Annotated in this window: 19 protein-coding genes; 11 read left to right on the top strand and 8 right to left on the bottom strand. The window is 50.0% G+C overall.

Annotation, left to right across the window (positions count from 1 at the left end; translation table 11 throughout):
* Positions 1 to 144: 144 nt before the first annotated feature.
* The gene (locus H065_RS0100370) at positions 145 to 693 is read right to left on the bottom strand and encodes a GNAT family N-acetyltransferase (RefSeq protein ID WP_017811010.1); all 549 of its coding nucleotides are present in this window, start codon (positions 691 to 693) and stop codon (positions 145 to 147) included.
* Positions 694 to 741: 48 nt separating this feature from the next.
* Positions 742 to 999, bottom strand: coding sequence for a DUF2164 domain-containing protein (locus H065_RS0100365; RefSeq protein WP_017811009.1), 258 nt, complete (start codon positions 997 to 999; stop codon positions 742 to 744).
* A gap of 187 nt (positions 1,000 to 1,186) precedes the next feature.
* Here H065_RS0100365 and H065_RS0100360 point away from each other — a divergent pair, with 187 nt between their 5' ends.
* The gene (locus H065_RS0100360; protein WP_026135948.1) at positions 1,187 to 2,896 is read left to right on the top strand and encodes a glutamine--tRNA ligase/YqeY domain fusion protein; all 1,710 of its coding nucleotides are present in this window, start codon (positions 1,187 to 1,189) and stop codon (positions 2,894 to 2,896) included.
* A gap of 243 nt (positions 2,897 to 3,139) precedes the next feature.
* Here H065_RS0100360 and H065_RS0100355 read toward each other — a convergent pair whose 3' ends face one another.
* Positions 3,140 to 4,336, bottom strand: a complete 1,197-nt coding sequence (locus H065_RS0100355) for an MFS transporter (RefSeq protein WP_017811007.1) — start codon at positions 4,334 to 4,336, stop codon at positions 3,140 to 3,142.
* 278 nt (positions 4,337 to 4,614) lie between these two features.
* Here H065_RS0100355 and mobA point away from each other — a divergent pair, with 278 nt between their 5' ends.
* The 3 genes from mobA to H065_RS0100340 all read left to right on the top strand — a co-directional run bounded on the left by mobA (position 4,615) and on the right by H065_RS0100340 (position 6,621).
* Positions 4,615 to 5,280 carry a molybdenum cofactor guanylyltransferase gene (gene mobA / locus H065_RS24830; protein WP_017811006.1) on the top strand — a complete coding sequence of 222 codons (666 nt, stop codon included), beginning with the start codon at positions 4,615 to 4,617 and terminating at the stop codon, positions 5,278 to 5,280.
* A gap of 275 nt (positions 5,281 to 5,555) precedes the next feature.
* Positions 5,556 to 6,224: a TorD/DmsD family molecular chaperone gene (locus H065_RS0100345; RefSeq protein ID WP_017811005.1), complete on the top strand. Its 669-nt coding sequence runs from the start codon at positions 5,556 to 5,558 to the stop codon at positions 6,222 to 6,224.
* Positions 6,225 to 6,438: 214 nt separating this feature from the next.
* Positions 6,439 to 6,621, top strand: coding sequence for a hypothetical protein (locus H065_RS0100340; protein ID WP_238557852.1), 183 nt, complete (start codon positions 6,439 to 6,441; stop codon positions 6,619 to 6,621).
* A gap of 3 nt (positions 6,622 to 6,624) precedes the next feature.
* Here the strand turns inward: H065_RS0100340 and H065_RS0100335 are convergent, their stop codons facing one another.
* From H065_RS0100335 to H065_RS0100315, 5 genes are all read right to left on the bottom strand, one after another.
* Positions 6,625 to 7,572 carry a 1-phosphofructokinase family hexose kinase gene (locus tag H065_RS0100335; RefSeq protein ID WP_017811003.1) on the bottom strand — a complete coding sequence of 316 codons (948 nt, stop codon included), beginning with the start codon at positions 7,570 to 7,572 and terminating at the stop codon, positions 6,625 to 6,627.
* A 49-nt stretch (positions 7,573 to 7,621) separates the two neighbouring features.
* Complete coding sequence (locus H065_RS0100330; protein WP_017811002.1) at positions 7,622 to 7,936, bottom strand: DMT family transporter; 315 nt, start codon at positions 7,934 to 7,936, stop codon at positions 7,622 to 7,624.
* Positions 7,936 to 8,286 carry a DMT family transporter gene (locus H065_RS0100325; protein ID WP_017811001.1) on the bottom strand — a complete coding sequence of 117 codons (351 nt, stop codon included), beginning with the start codon at positions 8,284 to 8,286 and terminating at the stop codon, positions 7,936 to 7,938. The genes H065_RS0100330 and H065_RS0100325 overlap by 1 nt, the downstream gene beginning before the upstream one ends.
* 59 nt (positions 8,287 to 8,345) lie before the next feature.
* On the bottom strand, positions 8,346 to 8,936 hold the full coding sequence (locus H065_RS0100320; RefSeq protein WP_017811000.1) for a TetR/AcrR family transcriptional regulator: 591 nt from the start codon (positions 8,934 to 8,936) through the stop codon (positions 8,346 to 8,348).
* A gap of 230 nt (positions 8,937 to 9,166) precedes the next feature.
* Positions 9,167 to 10,732 carry a phospholipase D family protein gene (locus tag H065_RS0100315; protein WP_017810999.1) on the bottom strand — a complete coding sequence of 522 codons (1,566 nt, stop codon included), beginning with the start codon at positions 10,730 to 10,732 and terminating at the stop codon, positions 9,167 to 9,169.
* Positions 10,733 to 11,001: 269 nt separating this feature from the next.
* On the opposite strand from H065_RS0100315, the gene H065_RS0100310 reads away from it, so the two are divergent.
* From H065_RS0100310 to H065_RS0100280, 7 genes are read left to right on the top strand one after another with little or no spacing between them, the layout of a single operon-like run.
* Positions 11,002 to 12,552, top strand: a complete 1,551-nt coding sequence (locus H065_RS0100310) for a phytoene desaturase family protein (RefSeq protein ID WP_017810998.1) — start codon at positions 11,002 to 11,004, stop codon at positions 12,550 to 12,552.
* Positions 12,549 to 14,024 (top strand): phytoene desaturase family protein, encoded by a 1,476-nt coding sequence (locus H065_RS0100305; RefSeq protein WP_017810997.1) that lies wholly within the window; start codon positions 12,549 to 12,551, stop codon positions 14,022 to 14,024. Before H065_RS0100310 ends, H065_RS0100305 begins: the two co-directional genes overlap by 4 nt.
* Positions 14,021 to 14,902, top strand: a complete 882-nt coding sequence (locus H065_RS0100300; protein ID WP_017810996.1) for a phytoene/squalene synthase family protein — start codon at positions 14,021 to 14,023, stop codon at positions 14,900 to 14,902. Before H065_RS0100305 ends, H065_RS0100300 begins: the two co-directional genes overlap by 4 nt.
* Complete coding sequence (locus H065_RS0100295; RefSeq protein ID WP_017810995.1) at positions 14,902 to 15,696, top strand: carotenoid biosynthesis protein; 795 nt, start codon at positions 14,902 to 14,904, stop codon at positions 15,694 to 15,696. Before H065_RS0100300 ends, H065_RS0100295 begins: the two co-directional genes overlap by 1 nt.
* Positions 15,680 to 16,414 carry a lysophospholipid acyltransferase family protein gene (locus H065_RS0100290; RefSeq protein ID WP_017810994.1) on the top strand — a complete coding sequence of 245 codons (735 nt, stop codon included), beginning with the start codon at positions 15,680 to 15,682 and terminating at the stop codon, positions 16,412 to 16,414. Before H065_RS0100295 ends, H065_RS0100290 begins: the two co-directional genes overlap by 17 nt.
* A complete protein-coding gene (locus H065_RS0100285; RefSeq protein WP_081604014.1) occupies positions 16,374 to 17,681 on the top strand; it encodes a glycosyltransferase family 2 protein in 1,308 nt (435 codons plus the stop codon). The genes H065_RS0100290 and H065_RS0100285 overlap by 41 nt, the downstream gene beginning before the upstream one ends.
* Positions 17,678 to 19,174, top strand: coding sequence for a phytoene desaturase family protein (locus tag H065_RS0100280; RefSeq protein WP_017810993.1), 1,497 nt, complete (start codon positions 17,678 to 17,680; stop codon positions 19,172 to 19,174). The genes H065_RS0100285 and H065_RS0100280 overlap by 4 nt, the downstream gene beginning before the upstream one ends.
* The last annotated feature ends 402 nt before the right edge of the window (positions 19,175 to 19,576 follow it).

Genomic DNA, 19,576 nt, shown 5'->3' with positions numbered 1-19,576 from the left:
CTATGGATGTGCGCCAGAAATAGGAGCGGTTACCCAAATACCAAAACAGGCAGCAAAAATAGACCGGAGCGAAAGCCCGGTCTATTGGAGTTGATACCGAAAGATAACAGATATTTGAGAGATATTATATCAAAGGACAGCTGTCTAGCGCTTCAGCTTCCATTCCTGCTGCAGCATGCCATAGACGGCATGATCCACATAACCCGATGGCAGCAGTTCGGTCTCGCGTATAATGCCTTCGAGAATAAAGCCCAGACGTTCCGGGACAGCGCGGCTCCGCTTGTTGGCGGTGGCGCAGCGTACTTCGACCCGGTGCAGGTTCAGCTCCAGCAGTGCATAGTCAACCATTACACGCAGCGCGGAGGTCACCAGACCATGTCCCTGATAATTCTCGCCCAGCCAGTAGCCGATGCCGACTGTGCGGTGATTCCAGTTAATCTCGTGGAAGCCGATAATGCCAGCCAGCTGATCCTTGTACCAGATGCCAGCAGTGAAGCCGCCATTTTCCATCGATTGGGTCAGTGCAGCGCGAACGTAGTCTTCGCTCGCCTGAACCGATGTCGTCGCATCGACCCATGAGAGCCACTGGCGTAGATAGGAACGCGATTGGTCGATCAGCTGGTAAATATGTCGGGCATGGGCAGGCTCCAGCGGCCTCAGCTCCGTGTCATCATCCAATATATATGTAAACATGCGGGAAATTCCTCTCTTTCCTGAATAAAATATCGGCAGCATTCGCATCTAGCGTGGCCGGAGTGGAGAACGCTGTTCCAGCGCGTAGATGTCTTCTTCCAGTCCTGCCATACGCTCATTGACGAGTGTGCGGCAGTCCGATAAGGCCTGATTATACACATGGGGACCGGCAGATTTCAAAAAGAAATCCAGGACCGCATCAGCAGCGAGTTCACCGATACGTTCTCCCCGTTCCATTTCAAAAAACTGTTGGATATCTGCGATCAGCAGTTCGCGGGTGTCCCGTGGTAGTTTTAAAGGTTGCATAAACATCCTCCTACAGGCGATTTAACTTATATGCTACCGTATTCACTGCGTTCCGTCAAAGTCATTTAGCCGCAATTATAGCGTTTGCAGGCAGGACTGGAGTCGCTCCATGAAGGCGCTATCCTTGCCTAAGTTTTCAGAACCGTTATAATAGATTTATTCGCAACAGAAACTGAACGACGAAAGGTTGATAGGCGTGGAGAACCATAATTTGACTCCTTCTAATTTTATTAAGACCATCATTAACGAAGACCTGAAGTCCGGCAAGGTGAACAAAGTGGTCACCCGCTTCCCGCCGGAACCGAACGGTTATCTTCATATCGGACATGCCAAAGCGATCTGGGTCAACTTTGCATTGGCGGATGAATTCGGCGGCAAGACGCATCTGCGCTTTGACGATACGAACCCTGCCAAAGAAGACGAAGAATATGTACATTCTATTGAAGAAGACGTCAAATGGCTGGGTTATGAATGGGAAGGCAAGTACTTTGCTTCCGACTATTTTGACTTTATGTATGAAAAAGCAGAGCTGCTGATCAATAAAGAGCTCGCTTATGTAGATGATCAGTCTGCCGACGAGATTCGTGTGTCACGTGGAACATTGACTGAACCAGGTAAAGACAGTCCGTACCGTAACCGCAGTGTGGAAGAGAACCTGGAGCTGTTCCGCCAGATGCGTGACGGCAAGTTCGCCAACGGCGAAAAAGTGCTGCGTGCCAAGATCGATATGACATCGCCCAACATCAATATGCGGGATCCGGTTATCTACCGTATCGCTCATCTGGAGCATCACAACACAGGCGGCAAATGGTGCATCTATCCGATGTATACTTTTGCCCATCCACTGGAAGATGCGTACGAGAATATTACGCACTCCCTCTGTACAGTGGAGTTCGAGGATCAGCGTCCATTCTATGACTGGATTATTCGTGAATGTGAAGTGAATGCCGAGCCGCATCAATATGAATACGGCCGCCTGAATCTCGCTCAGACGCTGACCAGCAAGCGCAAGCTCAAGCTGCTCGTGGATGAGAAGATCGTCGATGGCTGGGATGATCCGCGTATGCCGACGATCTCTGGTATGCGTCGCCGCGGCTTTACACCGGAAGCTCTGCGCTCCTTTGTATACGAGACCGGCATTTCCAAAAGCCAGGGGATTGTAGATCTGCAAATGCTGGATCATTTTGTCCGTGAAGATCTCAAGCTGCGTGTGCCGCGTACGATGGGTGTACTGCGTCCGCTCAAAGTAGTAATCACCAACTATCCGGAAGGACAAGTGGAGATGCTGGATGCAGAGAATAACCCCGAGAACGAAGAGATGGGTATCCGTCAGATTCCATTTTCCCGTGAGATTTATATCGAGCAGGACGACTTTATGGAAGAGCCGCCAAGCAAATACCATCGTCTGTTCCCTGGTAATGAAGTGCGCCTGAAGCATGCGTACTTTATCAAATGTAACGACTTTATCAAAGACGAAGATGGCAATGTGGTAGAGATTCACTGTACCTACGATCCAGAGACCAAGAGCGGTACCGGTTTTACCGGCCGAAAAGTCAAAGGAACGATTCACTGGGTGGAGGCGACTCAGGCTGTACCTGCCGAATTCCGTCTGTATGAGCCGCTGATCAAAGCAGAAGAGGAAGAACTGGTAGAAGAAACAAGCGGCGGCAATGACGATATCCCGGAGAAAACATTCCTGGATTCGATCAATCCGAACTCGCTGGAAGTGGTACACGGATTCGTGGAGCCTGGACTCAAAAACTCCGAAGCGTATGACCGTTATCAATTTTTCCGCCATGGCTATTTCAGTGCCGATCCGAAATACACCATGCCTGGAGACCCGGTATTTAACCTGGTCGTATCCATGAAGAGCTCGTTCAAAATGCCAAAAGCCTGATCCAGGCAGAGCCTTTTATAAATGAATAAAGTAACATCAACGCAAAAAGCCGGACTGTACAAACAGTTCCGGCTTTTTTTGCTTGGGTTCGAGTATCCATAAGAAATATGAAGACGATCAATTCTATTTATACTCATCAATTCGATTCATCTGGTGGAAGATACAAGTTTGCGATTAGTGAGGAATTATAGAAATAGTCAATGAAAACGAATGTCTGCACACGAATTATCGAATTGGCTCGTATTAATCTTCATTCGGCAATTCGTATCCGGTACGGCGTACATTTATCCACATTATAATAAATCCTACCGCTCCGCTAAATGACAGCAGCATGCCTACCAGATACATTTGCTCGGAGCCAAAGTTCTGGAACAGCCATCCGCCGAGGAATCCGGCGATCACTCCGGCAAGTCCGCTCCAGGTCATCGTATAAATGGCCTGTCCGGAGCTGCGAAAACGATTGGGTACAAACATCATCGTCAGCTGGGTACCGACATAGAAGTAACCGCCAAACGTAACAGCATGCAGTAGCTGGATAAATACGACCTGCATTGGACTGACGGCTTCGGCCATCAGCAGCCAGCGCAGCGTGAACAGAATACTCACAATCGCCAGCCAGCCCAGCATAAAGGAAATGCGGCGCTTCAGAAACCGGTCAAACAGCAAAAACAATACCGCTTCAAAAATCGATGATGCGAACACGGCCCAGCCGACCATGCCTTTGCTGCCTCCCAGTTCAATCACATAGAGCGAGAGAAACGTACTATTCATCATATTGGGAATAGAGACGAGTACTCCGAGTACGATAAAGCCGACAAAGTAGCCGTTACCGCTGAACTGCCGCAGTGCACTCCAGCTCAGGGAAGCAGCTCCACCAGGCGAACGGGTCTGCGGAGGCATAATTAGCATCAATCCAATAGCCACAAGGAGCAGTACGGTAAACACAATGCCGATTTTGGACACACCAAGATGATCGATCACCGGGCCGGCAACTACAGCAGTGAGCGCCCAACCCAGTGAGCCGTACAACCGAAAACCGCCGAACTTATGCGGCGTACCATCGATATAATTGAGGATCAGCGTGCTGGTCTGTGCAAACATCGGTGTCTGGAAAAAGAAAAAACAGGCCATAACGATATATATCAGCGTGTAATTATGTACATGAAATACCATCTGTACAAGCAGCAGCGTACCGGTCATCATAATCAGCAGAATCAATCTTGTATTTTGCAGCCGATCGCTGTAGTATCCCCAGAATGGATTGGCAAACAGCGAAATAAAAGGACCAATCGCCATCAGCGCGCCAATCTGGCTCTGGCTCATACCTATATCCTGCAAATACAGCTGGAAGAAGCTTGTGAAAATAACCATCGTTCCATATATGAAAAAAGTATACCAACGAAGGGAGAAGAATGCAGGCGAAGACGAATGTGAACGCATGGAAGGCCAATCCTTTCCGAGAACTTTTAGTTCACTGTATCATTTGTTGAAAGGGGATACAAACCATTTTGGGTGAATTTCGGCTAACGATGGATTCGTGATTACTCTGCTGTCACCTTTTTGCAATAATCAACTTGGTACTATCGGATGTGAAAGGGTTGAATAGTGTGTTAACAGTATCAAAGTAAGAATGAAGTATACTGTTAGCAGGAAGACAACAAGGCAAATCAAGTTCAATCCAGAACCATCTATCAAGCTGAACAAGAGGAAGTGCGAACATGAACCGAAAAGAAAAAAAGTACAGCGATACCGCTGGCATTATTCTGGCTGGTGGACAGTCACGGCGTATGGGTACAGACAAAGCCCTGCTGAAGATCGGCAATAGCAGTGTAATCGAGCGGGTTGTATCGGCACTTCAGCCCTGTGTATCACAGCTCTGTCTGGCAGCAGCGACTGATCGCAGCTATGATTTTTTGCAGCTGCCGATCGCCGAGGATTCATTTCCCGGTCAGGGGCCATTATCCGGATTGTATGCAGGTATGAGCAGTCTGGATGCACAGTGGTATGTGCTCAGCGCCTGCGATCTGCCTTTTGCCAGTACACGGTTGCTGGAGATCATGCTGGAGCGTGTACACATAAGGGCTCAGGAGGACGAGCCGATACAGGCAATCCTACCGACGCATGAAGGCCGCCATCATCCCCTGTATGCAGTCTATCATCGCAGTGTCTATGCCTCGCTAGAGATTGCACTGCGCAGCGGACAGCTCAGAGTAATGGACTGGCTGCATCAACATACCGTCGCCGAACTGCCGCTTGCAGAGCTGCTGACAGAACGCAGTGAATCTCATGATGATCTGTCTCCCTGGTGTCTGCATAATATGAATGACCCTGCAGCCTATCAACTGGCACTGCAGCATATAGATAGCAATCATAATGTTCATTAATTGGTAAAGCATAGACAGATGAAAAGGCATGGTATGAACAGATGGAGCGGATCCGCCGATAAACATGACTATTTTATGAACGTATGGCGATTCGCCCCCTATTTATACCAAATTCGGGTACAATAAAAATAAGAAATACAATATTCAATTTTGACAGAATCTTATATATAAATGTAGACAGATGACGCTGACAAGTCGCTTATTACCGTAATTGGTTGCTCTGTTGCAAGCGCTGACATATCATAAGTGAATAATATCACAAGGAGTGTATTCTCATGACAGTAAAGATGGAAACATGCATGAAGACAGATTGGTTGTACAGCCGGGTCATGACCTACCGTTTGCTGAGCGAAATGCTGCAGCGGCGCCCTACGCTATCCAAGCTGATTGAATGGCGCAAGGAAGCCGGACGTATCCGGATTCTGTCCGGACAGAGCAATCCGCTGATTAGTATGCTTGAGAATATACCTCTGACCAATATTATTCAATATGCCTATGATGAGTGTGTGCAGTATGATCAACTGTTCACCGAACAGCGGCTACCGCATCATCCGCGCGCATCGGAATATCTGCTCAGTGCGCAGGAGCGCTGGAGCTATGAAGCTACGCTGAATTCCATTTATGCACGGGCAGGCATTGCTTTTAAAAAGATGGATCAGGAGACCGATGATCATATCGGCATTGAATTGGAATTTATGTCACTGCTCGCAGAACGCATGGCCGAGAACGAGGGCAATATACTGGAACAGCATACAGCGATTAAGGCACAGGCTGATTTCCTCGAAAATTATATGCTGCCCTGGGTACCGGCATTTTGCCACGAACTGGATGCCGCCGCAGATCATACACTGTACCAGACCTGGGCAGAGACCGTATCTGCTTATCTGAATGAAGATCTGCATAATCTGCGTGTATATGCTGCCGAGCAGCAGCTGTTCCGCTAATCGCTGTTATACCGATCGGACAGTCAATTCTTTTCATTTTATTCATAAAGCAGCCGAGTTATGCAGTACAAGACGGATAGACGCTTACAATATGATCTATTCTCTGTTATCTGAATATTTATATTTGCCAAAATCATCTTAAAAAGGCGTCAAACCGACAGGTACTGTCCAATGATAACTAAAGGGGGATACCGCCTTGCATACGTACCGATGCTTGAAGTCAAAAATTGTCGTCAAGTCACTCGAGCAGGTCAGGGAATTTCCATCGCTGGACTGGGCCCGGCAGTATGCACTTCGGGAACTGGTCCCTGATGAGATCAACTTTGTTATCCGGGATAATGATACCGGTGAGATTTTTATGGATGTCCGATTTGGTTCACATACAAATGTCCCCTGAGCCTCAGGCTTCAGGGGTTATTTGTATCCGTGTGCCGATGTGCTGCACATCATCCAGATCAATCATGCCGGCAGCAGGCTGCAGAGCGCAAGCACTGCCGCAGGAAGAACCAAGACGCAGCATATCGACAAAGGAACCGCCGCGGCTGGCAGCAGTCACCATTCCGGCAGCCATGGCATCTCCGCTGCCCAGTGCACTGATAATCTGCAATTCTGGAACCCGAATGCGGTAAAAACGACCGCTTTCCCGTTCGGCAGCCACAGCGCCATCTGCTCCCAGAGAGATCGTCGCCATCGAGCTGCCTTGATCCAGCATCGCGGTTAACGCCTGCCGTAGCTGTTCCGGCGAAGGAGGCAGTCCGCCTGTGACAATACCCGCCCAGTCGCAGGCTTCCTGAGCATTAGGCTTAATCAGATCGGGTGCTGCTGCAATACCATGGTGCAGAGCTGCACCGCTGCTGTCGAGAGCGGTACGTGCTCCGGAGTCACGGGCAATACCGATCAGCCGGGCATACAGATCCTCCGGACATCCCTGCGGGAGACTGCCGGAGAACAGTACCCAGTCCGATTGGGAGGCCAGTGTCTCGAGCGTACGTGACAGCTGCTCGATCTGTACGGAAGTTACCAGTGGGCCGGGCTCGATCAGCTCGGTCTGAGTCTGCTGCTGCTGTTCCAGAATCGTAATGGCCAGCCTTGTCTCGCCATCGGCTTCGGTGAACTGGCAGTCCACCTGTGCTCTTGCCAGCAGATGCTGCATTTTCTGCCCATTATAACCGGCAGTGAAACCGGCCGCAGTTACCGGCTCTCCGAGCTGGCGAATGACCCGGGCGGCATTGACGCCTTTGCCTCCCGGCAGTGTCAGTCCCGGTACGCGGTGTACGTGGTTCATTTGCAAAGAAGGGATCTGGTAAATGATATCCAGTGCTGCATTAAGAGTTACAGTCGTAATCATGAAGCCACCGCCTTTTACCGGAAATTCGCAGACCGGTCGCCGTGTCTGCTCAGGAGATCAGCTTCAGCCCTACAGCCGAGGTGATGATCATCGCGATAAACAGAATGCGCCAGCCGCTTTTGGCTTCATTATACATAAGCATGCCGACAATTGCTCCCCCGACCGTACCAATGCCTGTCCATACAGCATAAGCAGTACCCATGGCGATCCCGTTCATTGCATAGGTCAGGCAAGAAAAGCTGCCTGCAAATGCCAGTATCATCATCAGTACATTCAATACCGATTTCTGGCGTACCAGCCGGTTCATCGTAATAACACCGACGACTTCGAATCCTCCTGCAATCACAAGTGCGAGCCAGTACATTACGCTTCACCTGCCTTTGCCGGAGTCTTGCCTTCGTTATCGGTAACCAGCTTCAGCCCGATCACGCCTGCCATCAGCAGCAGAATCAGCAGCAGCTTGGTCCACTGGAACGGTTCCCCGAAGATCAGCATCTCGGCGGCTACCGTTCCTCCAGTGCCTATTCCGGTAAACACCGCATAGACCGTACCGACCGGCAGCCGGTTGGAAGCTTTGATAATCAGATAAAAGCTGAGTGCAATGCCTGCTGCTGTCAGCACCCATTCACCCGTTGTCTCGGCATGCTTGAGCCCGGATACCCATACCACTTCAATCAATCCGCCAATAAATACATATAACCAGTTGCGATTCATGGTGTTTCTCATCCCCTTTGTATTGCACATTCCATGTGTCTTTGTTATTTCCCATCCTGTTATTGCACTACTGCCTGAATACCGCGCCAGTACACTGGCCATGTAGAATTCAGCCGCTGCACCGAGCGATAGGACTGTCCATACAGCATTTCAATAATGATACCGTCTGTACAGGTCATATAAGCCTGTGCTGCCGTCTCTGCCGAAATACACAGCGACATTTCGCCCTGTTCGATACTATGACGAATCATCCGGGTCAGCCGGGATTCCAGTACATCGAGCAGATTATAGATCAGCGGAATCACAGCTTCCCGCAGATTCTCGGGAGAAAAATAAGCCATGCGAATAACGAATTTTACCGTATCATCGCTGCTGTACAATTCCTGCAAAAACGTAAGCGTACCACGAAGCTTTTGCTCCGGCGGCTGATCACGATGGGCGATCATATAACGCATCAGCTGGTGCTTCAGCGCTCGGGCGGCCCGGCTCAGCACCTGAAGGAACAGATCTTCCTTACTTTTGAAATGCGCGTAGATCGATGGCTTTTTGATACCAACCTCGGATGCCAACTTGGACAGGGAGGCACCTTCATACCCATCTCTTGCAAAATGGGACAATCCGGTATGCAGCAGCTGTGCCTTTACACTCACAAAATCACCTTCCTAACGGTCGTTAGTCAAAAGTATTTTGTCACATTATCAGCGGCATGTCAAATACGCCTGCTCCGGATAGGAACAGGCGTATTTGGCAATAATTTAAGTAGAAAGAAAGGAAAGAAATAGTCCTTATACTGTCTTGCGCGATATACAGCGTCTACACTTTTACAAATGAAATAGTAGAGTGAAGAATGAAAAGGTTTTATATTATCAGAACGTAACTATTAGAACGTAGTGAAGCCCAGAATCAGCTGCAGTCGGTAGGCGATATCCTTGATCCAGGTGCTGTCTTCCTGATAAGCGCTCATTGGCAGAGTATACTGTTCTCCTTTATTGGTCCAAAGCATGGTAAAGTAGTCATTTACTTCTTTCATCAGTGCGTTATCACCCGGAGCAGAGATCCACAGATCATTTTCCAGATTATAATCCTTGAGATTACGTGGGGTGAAATTGGATGACCCGCCGATAATCAGATCATTGCCTGAACCGCTGTCGATATACATCAGCTTGGTATGATATTGCTCTTCGGTCGTATTGTACCAGCGGACGCCGATTTTGCCACCGGTCTCGCTGTTAAGTTCGGCAGCGACCGGGCGATTGGGAATGCCGATTTTATCCTGGCCAAAAGCATTCTGGTTCGGATCGAGTACCAGCTGGATCTTCACGCCTCGTTTGGAGGCGTTCACTAGTTCGCTCGTTACCTGCTTGTCTGCCAGATAGAACATGCCCATCCACAGGGTATCTCCTTCACGGGTAGTCTGAATCGCTTCGAGCAGGCGATCATATACTTTGCCCTCGGTAATATAGCGGAGCTGAATATCTCCTTTGCCGGTTGTGGCGGGTGTGGAGGCATCCGGTCCGGTATTGCTGGCGGCATTGCTACTGGCAGCAGTTGGCTGCGCCTTATCTTCATATTCCGGCAATTTTACATCGCTGCCCGACAGATCGATGACTGCCTGCTCTGCCCGCAGCAGATCGGTTGTAATCGGACCCTGTACTTCAAAGGCAACATTGGAATGATATGCACTCGCATCATGAATATTACCGGTGGAGACAAGTGCACTATTCTCGGTAATAACCGCTTTGCGGTGATTGGCTTTGACGTTCATCAATTTGAGATACGAACGGAACGTCACATCAGGACCGGACGTTGCCATCGCATTGGGAATATGACCATTGCCTTCCTGACCAAACCACTGGAAAAAGGTGCGCCATACCGCCGAGTAGACTGGCGTGGAATCACGCAGCGGGTCCACATCGGTCATAATGACATCGATGCCGTTTTTCTTCATTTTTTCCAATAATGGATTGGGGCTGGAGTTATAATCCGTATTCACTTCGTCCGTAATAAATACAATTTGCAGATCGGGTACCTGCTGCTTGCGCTGAATCAGCTTGTTGGTGAGCTGTTCGCTGATCTGGGGATACTGTTGCCCTTTATGTACGTAATTGTTGAACAGAAACATATCGATTACGATGTAGCTTTTGGCTTCACCGATCATTTTGACGATACGGTCGTAGATTTGCCTTTTCTGGGTAAAGCTGTTTTTGGTACCAGGGGCAGCATAGGTCAGATCATAGTAGAGATTCACATGATCCACATTATAAAGCGGGCTTTCATAAGATACACCTGGGGGAAGCGGTTTTTGGGTCTGGTAGATCATGACTACGATCAGCCAGAGAATTAGCAATCCGAGCAAGGAGCGCAGGGAAATGACACGCCAGCTGGATCGAAGTTTGCCTCGTCCGGAAGAGTGGATCGGCGGAGTATGTTTGGAAAATGCTTTCATGCGCTATTAGAAGCTCCTTTCAGGATAGAAAACGGTCGAAAAATGAGTCGTGTCACGTATGTATCCATATAACAACAAAACATGCTTTTTGACGCATGGTAAATATATGCAAATCAACAGGTAATTAAAAAGAATAAAATTTAATTTTGTAAAATCTGTGACGTACGGTTGCAAACGGGGTATCGCACGTTTATATATAGGTAATAGGTATCTATTGTTGTTACACGTAATACCTGAATAACGCTATCACAGAGGAAAAAGGGGATGTAATGAAAGCAGTTCAATCTACCCGCAAAGCAGTTATTGTCGGAGCAGGTCCCGGAGGACTCGCAGCAGGTATGCTGCTGGCCAGTCACGGGTATGAGGTAGATGTGTATGAGAAGCAGGCTGTTGTAGGCGGGCGCTCTTCACGTTTGCACCTGGGGGAATACCAGTTTGACCGCGGGGCTACATTTTTGATGATGCCTCATCTGATCGAAGAATTATTTGAGATGTCCGGCCGTTCGCTGGATAACTATGTAGATATGCAGGAACTGACACCGCTATATAGCCTGCATTTTGGCGATATGGTATTCAAGCCTTCCCGGGATCGTGAGGACACGGCAGCACAGATTGCCCGTCTGTTCCCCGGTGATGAGCAGGGATATTACCGCTATCTGGAAGAAGAAGATGTAAAACTGGACAAAGTGATGCCTTTGCTGCGCCGTCCTTTTGCCGGTTTGGCTGATTATATGCGTGCAGATGTGATTCGTGCGCTGCCCAAGCTGCATTTGAATGACACGGTCTATGGACGTCTATCCCGCTATTTCAAGGATGAGCGGCTCAAGCAGGCATTTACCTTCCAATCCAAATATCTGGGAATGTCCGCATGGGAATGTCCGGGTACATTTACCATTCTGTCTTATCTGGAGCATCGTTATGGTCTTTTTCATCCCAAAGGCGGTTTGAACTCCGTATTTGAAGCGATGGCAAAGGTAATCTCTGAACATGGTGGACGCGTACATACTTCCAGAGGGGTACAACGTGTAATTACACAGGGACGCAAGGCTACCGGAGTAGTGCTGGATAATGAAGAGCAGGTGAATGCCGATCATGTAGTGATCAATGCCGATTTTGCTACAGCGATGAATCAGCTGTTCGAACCCGGTGTACTGCGTAAATATGCACCTGAGCAGCTCGCACAGAAAAAATATTCCTGTTCGGCTGCCATGCTCTATCTGGGTATCGATGGTGCAGTGGATCTGGAACACCATTCTGTACATTTCTCTGCCGATTATCATAAAAATGTCGACGAGATCACCAAGTTCAAAACGTTATCCGAAGATCCATCGATCTATGTACACAATCCTTCGGTACTGGATGATACACTGGCTCCGGCAGGCAAGTCGGCATTATACATTCTGATGCCTACTCCGAATCTGACCGGCGAGACCGACTGGGAAGCGAAGCGTGAGCAGGTCAAGGAACAGATGCTGAACCGTGCCGAACAGATTCCGCAGCTGCAGGGACTACGCGACCGGATCGAGGAGATGAGTTTCTTCACTCCGCTGGATTGGGAGCAGCAGCTGGATGTGTATCAGGGGGCTACTTTTAACCTGACTCATAATCTGGGACAAATGATGGCTTTCCGTCCGCATAACCAGTTTGAAGAAGTGGATGGTGTATGGCTGGTTGGCGGAGGCACACATCCGGGCAGTGGACTACCGACGATTTTTGAATCGGCGCGAATCAGCACATCGCTGATCTTCAAGCAGGATGGGGTTACACGTTCTACCAAAATGGATGCCGGATCGGTGCTGGCCGGGGCGGAACATTCATGAGCCGCCGCAAGAAAATCGCCATCGTCGGTGGTGGTATCGGCGGATTGACAGCAGCACTGTTACTCAGCCACCGCGATGTGGATGTAACGATATTTGAGCGAAGCGATCGACTCGGCGGACGAATTGCCTTTGAAGAAGAGGGTGATCAGCGTATCGATCAGGGACCTACAATTGTACTGCTACCGGAGATGCTATACAGCATTCTAGAAGAAGCAGGCATCAGCCGCGAACGGTTACCGCTAATCGAATGTGATCCGCTGTATCGGATTCATTATCCGGATGGCAAAGTGTTGACCAAGCATCGTCAGCCGGAACGTCAGGCAGAGGAAGTAGAGCGGGTATTTCCCGGAGAAGGCAAGAATTTTGAGCGGTTTATCCGTGAAATGAGTCCCCTTTTCCCGCGTGGACAGGCTTCTTTTTTGGAAAGGGACTTTCCAGCCTGGCAGCAATTTTTTAGCGGAAGCAATCTGTCGCTGATGCGCAGTCTGCGCGCTTATCGCAATCTGAGCAGTGCAGCCGGTATGTATTTTCGGCACCAACAGCTGCGTGAAGCGTATTCCCTACAGAGTCTGTATATTGGCGGGATTCCCGAGAAGACGCCGGGTTTGTATACGATGCTGCCTTATGCGGAACATGCTTTTGGCGTCTGGATGCTGAAGGGTGGATATGGCAGACTGCCGCAGATTCTCGGTGAAGAGTTGGCAGAGCGTGGTGTAACGGTCCACCTGAATTGCCCGGTAGACGAAATCGAAGTGCGCCATGGTGTCTGTCTGGGTGTACAGGCTAATGGAGAGAAGCAGGCATTTGATGCCGTGTTGTATAATGGAGACTTCCCTTATATTACTTCGCTGCTATCTAATAGCGAGCCGCCCATCAAGCCGCGACGTACACCCTATCAGCCGTCGACCGGATGTGTGCTGATCTATGCAGGTGCAAAGCGTCAATGGCCGGAGATGCTGACACATCAATTTTTCCTGCCGGATAGTCTGAACAATAGTCTACGTGAGACATTCCGGAAGCGCCAGCTGCCGCGTGATCCGTCCTTTTATGTATTCAATCCGGTAGCACTGGATAGCGAAGCGGCTCCTGCAGGTGAGAGTGTATTGTACTTTTTGATACCGGTGACGGATGAAGCGGGGATTGATTGGGAAAAGGATACCGACCGGCTTGTTCAGCAAGTGCTTGATTCTGCTGAAGAGAGAGGATTTACCGGACTGCGCGATTCCCTCAGATGGATGCGGGTACGCACACCTGCCGATGCACTGCGCAGCGGATTATATGGAGGCGGCAGTTTTGGTATTGCACCGATTCTTCGACAGTCCGGAGTATATCGTCCTCAGCCACGGCCGTTTCCCGGAATACGCCGATTATATGCAGCCGGAGCTTCTGTGCATCCTGGCGGCGGTGTACCGATTGTGATGCAGGGCGCAAGAATGGCTGTACAGCAAATTGTAAAGGAGTTGGGAATTTGAAATATGCAAGTGAAGCAGATCTGCAGAGCTGCGAGGAAATGATCCGTCATGGCTCGTCGTCGTTTTATTACGCTTTTAGCTGGCTGACCAGTCCCCAGAAGGAAGCGGTTCATGTCATCTATGCCTTTTGCCGGATGATTGATGACAGTGTGGATGAACCGGAACAATCCCTTTATACGATTCAGGAGCTGCAATCCCTGTTTGCCAATCTGGAACAGGCGGAAGGACACTTTATTTGGCCTTCTTTACGCTGGCTGTTTGAGGCATTTCCGTCTTTGTCACGGGCACCGTTTCAGCGGCAGATGGATGGGCAGACGTATGATCTGACGTTTACACGATATTCCACGATGCGCGAGCTGGAACATTATTGTTATCTGGTAGCGGGTACGGTGGGCGAGATGCTGCTGCCTGTACTAAAAGGAGAGCACAGCGAAGAGATTCGTCATTCCGGCATTGCGCTGGGCAAAGCGATGCAGATTGTAAATATTATGCGTGATATTGGCGAAGACGGCCGCAGAGGTCGCCGTTATATACCGCTGGAGCTACTAAGCAAGCATGGATATACCGAAGAGGAGCTGGAGAACGGTGTGATCGATGATCGTTTTCGTGCCCTGATGGATGAGCTGCGTCTGCTGGCGGAACAGTGGTTTGCGACAGGTCTTGGCGATTTGCAAGCCTATCCGGAACGAAGTGCCTTTACTGTAGAACTGGCAGCGATATTCTATGCAGGTATTATGGATGTGATTGTCGAGAATGAATATGATGTGTTTTCCCGGCGTGCCTATGTGGATGACACACGCAAGCGTGAGCTGCTGATCCAGGTGGCTATACGGCATGGCGTCGATCTGGAAATGCTGGAACGGCCTGCCGTCTCCTGATGGGCTGGCTATTCTGGATCTGGTATGCGATCGGCGCTACCCTGCTGTTAACGATTGATGTACCCAAGGCGCTGGACTTTTCCAATGGACTCTTTTTGGTGTTTTATGCGCTGTATGCTCTGTATCTGATGAAGCGCCAAGAGGTCTATTGGCAACTGTCCGACCAGTCAGTCAGTGGAGGCGTACATAAAAAATGGCTGCGTCTGCTGCTGCTGGCTCTTCTGATTTGGCTGGGGGGTATGTCTCTGGAATGGATCGGTGTACATACTGGCTGGCCGTTTGGAGAGTACGAATATACGCCGCTACTCGGCAGTCTGATTTTCGGAGTGCCATGGACTCTGGGTTTTGCCTGGATTGGTGTAGTAGCAGGCGGTGCATTGCTTAGCAGCGCAAGGATCGAGAGAGAGGGACAGGCACCTGCTGCAGTACGTACCTGGTCTGTACGTCTGCTGCGTGCAGTGAAAATCGGCGTCTGGATTATTATTCTGGATCTGGTGCTGGACCCGGTTGCCCATGCGCGAGGATTCTGGCACTGGGGCGGAACAGGTGGATTTTACGGAGTGCCATGGAGCAATTTTGTCGCGTGGTTTGTAGTAGGAGGGGTGCTTTCATTTACGCTGCCGACCTTATTTATCACTCGCAAGGTACACCGGCATGCGACATTCCTGTACCAGGGCATGCTGCTGCTGTTTGGCTTGCTGGCCTGGAAAGCAGGCATCGAGGGCTCCATGTTGGCGGCTGTCCTTGGGATTCTGCTCGCAGAAGGGAGCTACCGATATGATAACCGCTCATAAATCGCTCTGGTTTGACCGGATTTTTATCCGGTATAACGAATGGTATCTGCTGCGCCGGAATTTTCATTCCTTTACCTTATCCGGAGAGCTGGACAGTATACCTGCGAATCAGCCGGCCGTATACATTATGAATCATAGCTCCTGGTGGGATGGACTGCTGATCTATCATGCATTTCGCCATGCGTCGGCAGGTGATCATTATGTCATGATGGAGGAGCGTCAGCTGAGACGATATACTTTTTTTGGTAAGCTGGGTGCTTTTTCTATTGATAAAAGCAGTCCAGGGGATATCCGGTTGTCCCTGCGTTATGCCGCAGAGCTGTTGAATCAGGGCAAACGGGTATGGATGTTTCCGCAGGGAGAGATGCGTCATCTGGAAGAGCGGCCGCTGACTTTTCGGCCGGGAATTGGACTTCTACTACGGCAGACTGCTGGTTCCGTGCCGGTGATTCCGGTGACATTATATTACGGGTTGTACCAGCATGCCCGGCTGCAGGCTTCGCTACATATCGGTGCTCCTGTCTACGAGGACTGGAGCAGATTATCTGCCCGCGCCTGTGCCAGCCAGCTGGAGGCACTAATCACCAGCCAGCTGGATCAGCAGCGTGCCATATCGCTGACGAACGATGGAGAACTGCCCGGAGCCAGAGATCTGATCCGGCGCAGAAGCTCTACGGATGACAAGTACGACCACTATCGCAGAATCAGGAAAAGGTGAACCTATGGAGCTTATGCTGCAGGCAATAACGCTCTGGCTGATAATACAGCTGCTGTTCACCATCTGGAATCTTCGGCAGATGCCGAAACTGGGCAGCGGATTGCATTCATACGGATGGGAAAAGCAGTATGATTACAGCCAGCAGAACAGTAATATCGCTCACACTCATACATACAGCGATACCGGTACAGATTCTTCTCGTGCGGCATCTTCTTCCGCGAAGAGCATTAACTCTTCATCCGAAGAAAAGCCACTGCTGTCTGTACTCATACCTGTGCGCAACGAAGAGGTTAATATACGCGAATGCCTGGAATCGGTGCTGGCGTGCCGGACGGATAGCATCGAACTAGAAGTGCTCGTGATCAACGATCATTCCGAGGATGGAACCGCTGAAGAAGTGCGCCATGTGATAGAGCAGGATTCTCGTGTGCAGCTGTACGAAGGACAGCCGTTGCCGAAAGGGTGGATGGGCAAGTCTTATGCCTGTCACCAGCTGTCTCAGAAGGCGCAGGGAGAATGGTGGCTGTTTGTCGATGCGGACGTAAGGCTGGGACTGGAAGCGCTGGAGGTGGCAATGATTACTGCACGCTCCCAGCAGACCGGTATGATTAGCGGCTTTCCGCGAATGGAGACAGGTACCTGGCTGGAGCGTCTGGTTGTGCCCATGATGGCTTTTGTTATAGGGTATCATCTGCCGATCATGATGGTGCGGCGCAGCCCCCGTCCTTTTTATCTGGCGGTGACCGGAGCCTGGATGATGATTCACCGGAACAGCTATATACGCTGCGGGGGTCACAAACATATTTTCAATCATATTGTCGAAGACATGGAATTGGCCAAAGCTGTCAAAAAAGCCGGTGATCCGGTGACACTGGCTGATGTGCAGCGGCATACATCGGCGCGGATGTATCGTAATGCCGCCCAGGTATGGGAAGGCTACAAAAAGAACATGTTTGCCGGTACCGGCCGCAATCCGCTGCTTGTACTGTGCATTACGGTGCTGTATACATTGCTGTTTCTCTGGCCGGTCATCATGCTGGTCTATGGTCTGGTTACGATACAGCCGGATGTGATCGGTTGGTCAGCTGCAGCTATCGTTATCGGTATGCTGAGCAAAGGAATTATTGATCATCACAGCGGCAAGCCATTCTGGATGGGAGTGCTGCTGCCAGCCAGTGCGCTCTGTATGATCCTTATTTTGCTGGATTCGTGGCTTGCCGGGATCAGAGGCAAAGGTTACAGCTGGAAAGGCAGGACGTACGGATGAATAGTAATTCACATTCTGGCAGCCGCAAAATAATTATTATCGGCGCCGGCTTTGGCGGATTGTCATGTGCGATTACACTGGCAGCCAGAGGATATGAAGTAACGATACTGGAGAAGCAGTCTGTCGTAGGCGGCAAGCTGCAGCCGGTAGAGCGGTCAGGATATCATTTTGACCGCGGGCCGAGCACGATTACGATGCCGCATGTATTTCGCAGTGTGTTCGAATATGCGGGACGATCGATGGAAGATTATGTAGAACTGTATGAGCTGGAGCCGCGTACACGTAATATTTTTGAAGATGGTTCTATAGTGGATCTGAGCCGGGATGCATCGTATACCACCCAGCAGATTGCTGCCTACAGTCCAGAAGATGCGATGAACTATCCACGTTTTCTGCAGGAATCCGAAGCGCTGTATAGAGAAGCGGATGCACAGTTTTTGAATACGCTGCTGCTGTCATGGAAAGACAAGATCAAGCCTTCCATGGGCAAAAGTCTGCTGCGTGTTCGTCCGCTTACCACCTTGCAAACCCTGCTGCGCAAGTATTTTCGTCATCCCAATACGCTGTTGCTGCTGGGACGATATGCGACATATGTAGGGGCTTCACCGTATCAGGCACCTTCTATTTTTGCGATGCTCGCTCATGTAGAAGCGAATCAGGGAGTATACGGGGTACGCGGTGGAACCCACCAGATTATCCGCGGGATGGAGAAGCTGGCGTTGGAGCTTGGCGTACAGATCGTTACCGGTACAGAGGTCAATCGCATCATTACGGCTTCCGGCCGGGTAACCGGAGTAGACACGAACCACGGTACCTGGCAGGCACCGCTGGTGATTGTAAATGGAGATGTGCTCAGTGCCAGCCAGATGCTGCTGTCTGAACAGCAGCGTCCTTCTCTTGGGAATCGGCGGATTGATGCGTATGAGCCTTCCCTATCGGGATTTGTGACACTGGCAGGCGTACAGCAGCAGTATGATCAGTTGCTGCATCATACCGTATTTTTCCCCGAGCAGTATGAACCGGAATTTCAATCGATTTTTGGACAAAAGCAGCCGCCCCGGCAGCCTACGCTCTATATTTGCCATTCGGGCTACTCCGAGCCGGAGCTTGCGCCCAAGGGAGGCAGTAATTTGTTCATTCTGGCAAACGCGCCCTATGTATCGAAGGAGTGGAACTGGCAGGAGCAGAGTCAGCAGTATGGTCAGCAGATCGGCAGTATGCTCGAAGGCTACGGGTTAAAGGGAATTCGCCAGGGACCCGTCTGGGAACATTATACGCCCGAGGATATCCAGCGGGATACTTACGCCCATCGTGGTGCGATATACGGTATATCCTCCAATGGTCCGCGACAGACCTTTTTCCGACCGGGTAACCGAAGCCCGGATGTGCAGGGATTATGGTACGTAGGCGGTACCACGCATCCTGGCGGAGGCACACCGATAGTAACATTATCCGGGCAGCTGGTAGGACGGCATATTGCGGATATGTTATAGCCGATGAGTTATTAATCGGGGAGAGGCGACAGGCTGTGGCTGACAGGCGGGAGTAGAGATATTGATTTTCTACCTAGTTTCTATGTTGCTTGTGCGAGGTATCTTTTATATTGTACATCGGTCGCGTTCGATATGCTGCTTATCGGGTATAGCCGATATACTGCTCATCGGTTGTACCCGATATACTACTCATCGGTCGTACCCGATATACTACTCATCGGACATACCCGATATACTACTCATCGGACATACCCGATATACTACTCATCGGACATACCCGATATACTACTCATCGGGTATAAACAATCTTGTTTGGATTACTTTGGATTGCTGGTATATTTAAGTAACGGGCTTGCAGGATAAGCCAAATGAATACAAGGAAGTGACCGGCAATGTGCAGAC

It is taken from the genome of Paenibacillus shenyangensis, from assembly GCF_000346635.1.
Taxonomy (GTDB): Bacteria; Bacillota; Bacilli; order Paenibacillales; family Paenibacillaceae; genus Saccharibacillus; species Saccharibacillus dauci.
This window is presented reverse-complemented; position numbering and strand designations above follow the sequence as displayed.

Bases quoted from the DNA above. Each gene is read 5' to 3' on its own strand.
- H065_RS0100305 (WP_017810997.1), top strand. From the start codon at position 12,549: ATGAGCCGCCGCAAGAAAATCGCCATCGTCGGTGGTGGTATCGGCGGA.
- H065_RS0100315 (WP_017810999.1), bottom strand. From the start codon at position 10,732: ATGAAAGCATTTTCCAAACATACTCCGCCGATCCACTCTTCCGGACGA.
- H065_RS0100280 (WP_017810993.1), top strand. From the start codon at position 17,678: ATGAATAGTAATTCACATTCTGGCAGCCGCAAAATAATTATTATCGGC.
- H065_RS0100330 (WP_017811002.1), bottom strand. From the start codon at position 7,936: ATGTACTGGCTCGCACTTGTGATTGCAGGAGGATTCGAAGTCGTCGGT.
- H065_RS0100290 (WP_017810994.1), top strand. From the start codon at position 15,680: ATGATAACCGCTCATAAATCGCTCTGGTTTGACCGGATTTTTATCCGG.
- H065_RS0100345 (WP_017811005.1), top strand. From the start codon at position 5,556: ATGACAGTAAAGATGGAAACATGCATGAAGACAGATTGGTTGTACAGC.
- H065_RS0100295 (WP_017810995.1), top strand. From the start codon at position 14,902: ATGGGCTGGCTATTCTGGATCTGGTATGCGATCGGCGCTACCCTGCTG.
- H065_RS0100365 (WP_017811009.1), bottom strand. From the start codon at position 999: ATGCAACCTTTAAAACTACCACGGGACACCCGCGAACTGCTGATCGCA.
- mobA (WP_017811006.1), top strand. From the start codon at position 4,615: ATGAACCGAAAAGAAAAAAAGTACAGCGATACCGCTGGCATTATTCTG.
- H065_RS0100285 (WP_081604014.1), top strand. From the start codon at position 16,374: ATGACAAGTACGACCACTATCGCAGAATCAGGAAAAGGTGAACCTATG.
- H065_RS0100325 (WP_017811001.1), bottom strand. From the start codon at position 8,286: ATGAATCGCAACTGGTTATATGTATTTATTGGCGGATTGATTGAAGTG.
- H065_RS0100310 (WP_017810998.1), top strand. From the start codon at position 11,002: ATGAAAGCAGTTCAATCTACCCGCAAAGCAGTTATTGTCGGAGCAGGT.
- H065_RS0100355 (WP_017811007.1), bottom strand. From the start codon at position 4,336: ATGCGTTCACATTCGTCTTCGCCTGCATTCTTCTCCCTTCGTTGGTAT.
- H065_RS0100370 (WP_017811010.1), bottom strand. From the start codon at position 693: ATGTTTACATATATATTGGATGATGACACGGAGCTGAGGCCGCTGGAG.
- H065_RS0100335 (WP_017811003.1), bottom strand. From the start codon at position 7,572: ATGATTACGACTGTAACTCTTAATGCAGCACTGGATATCATTTACCAG.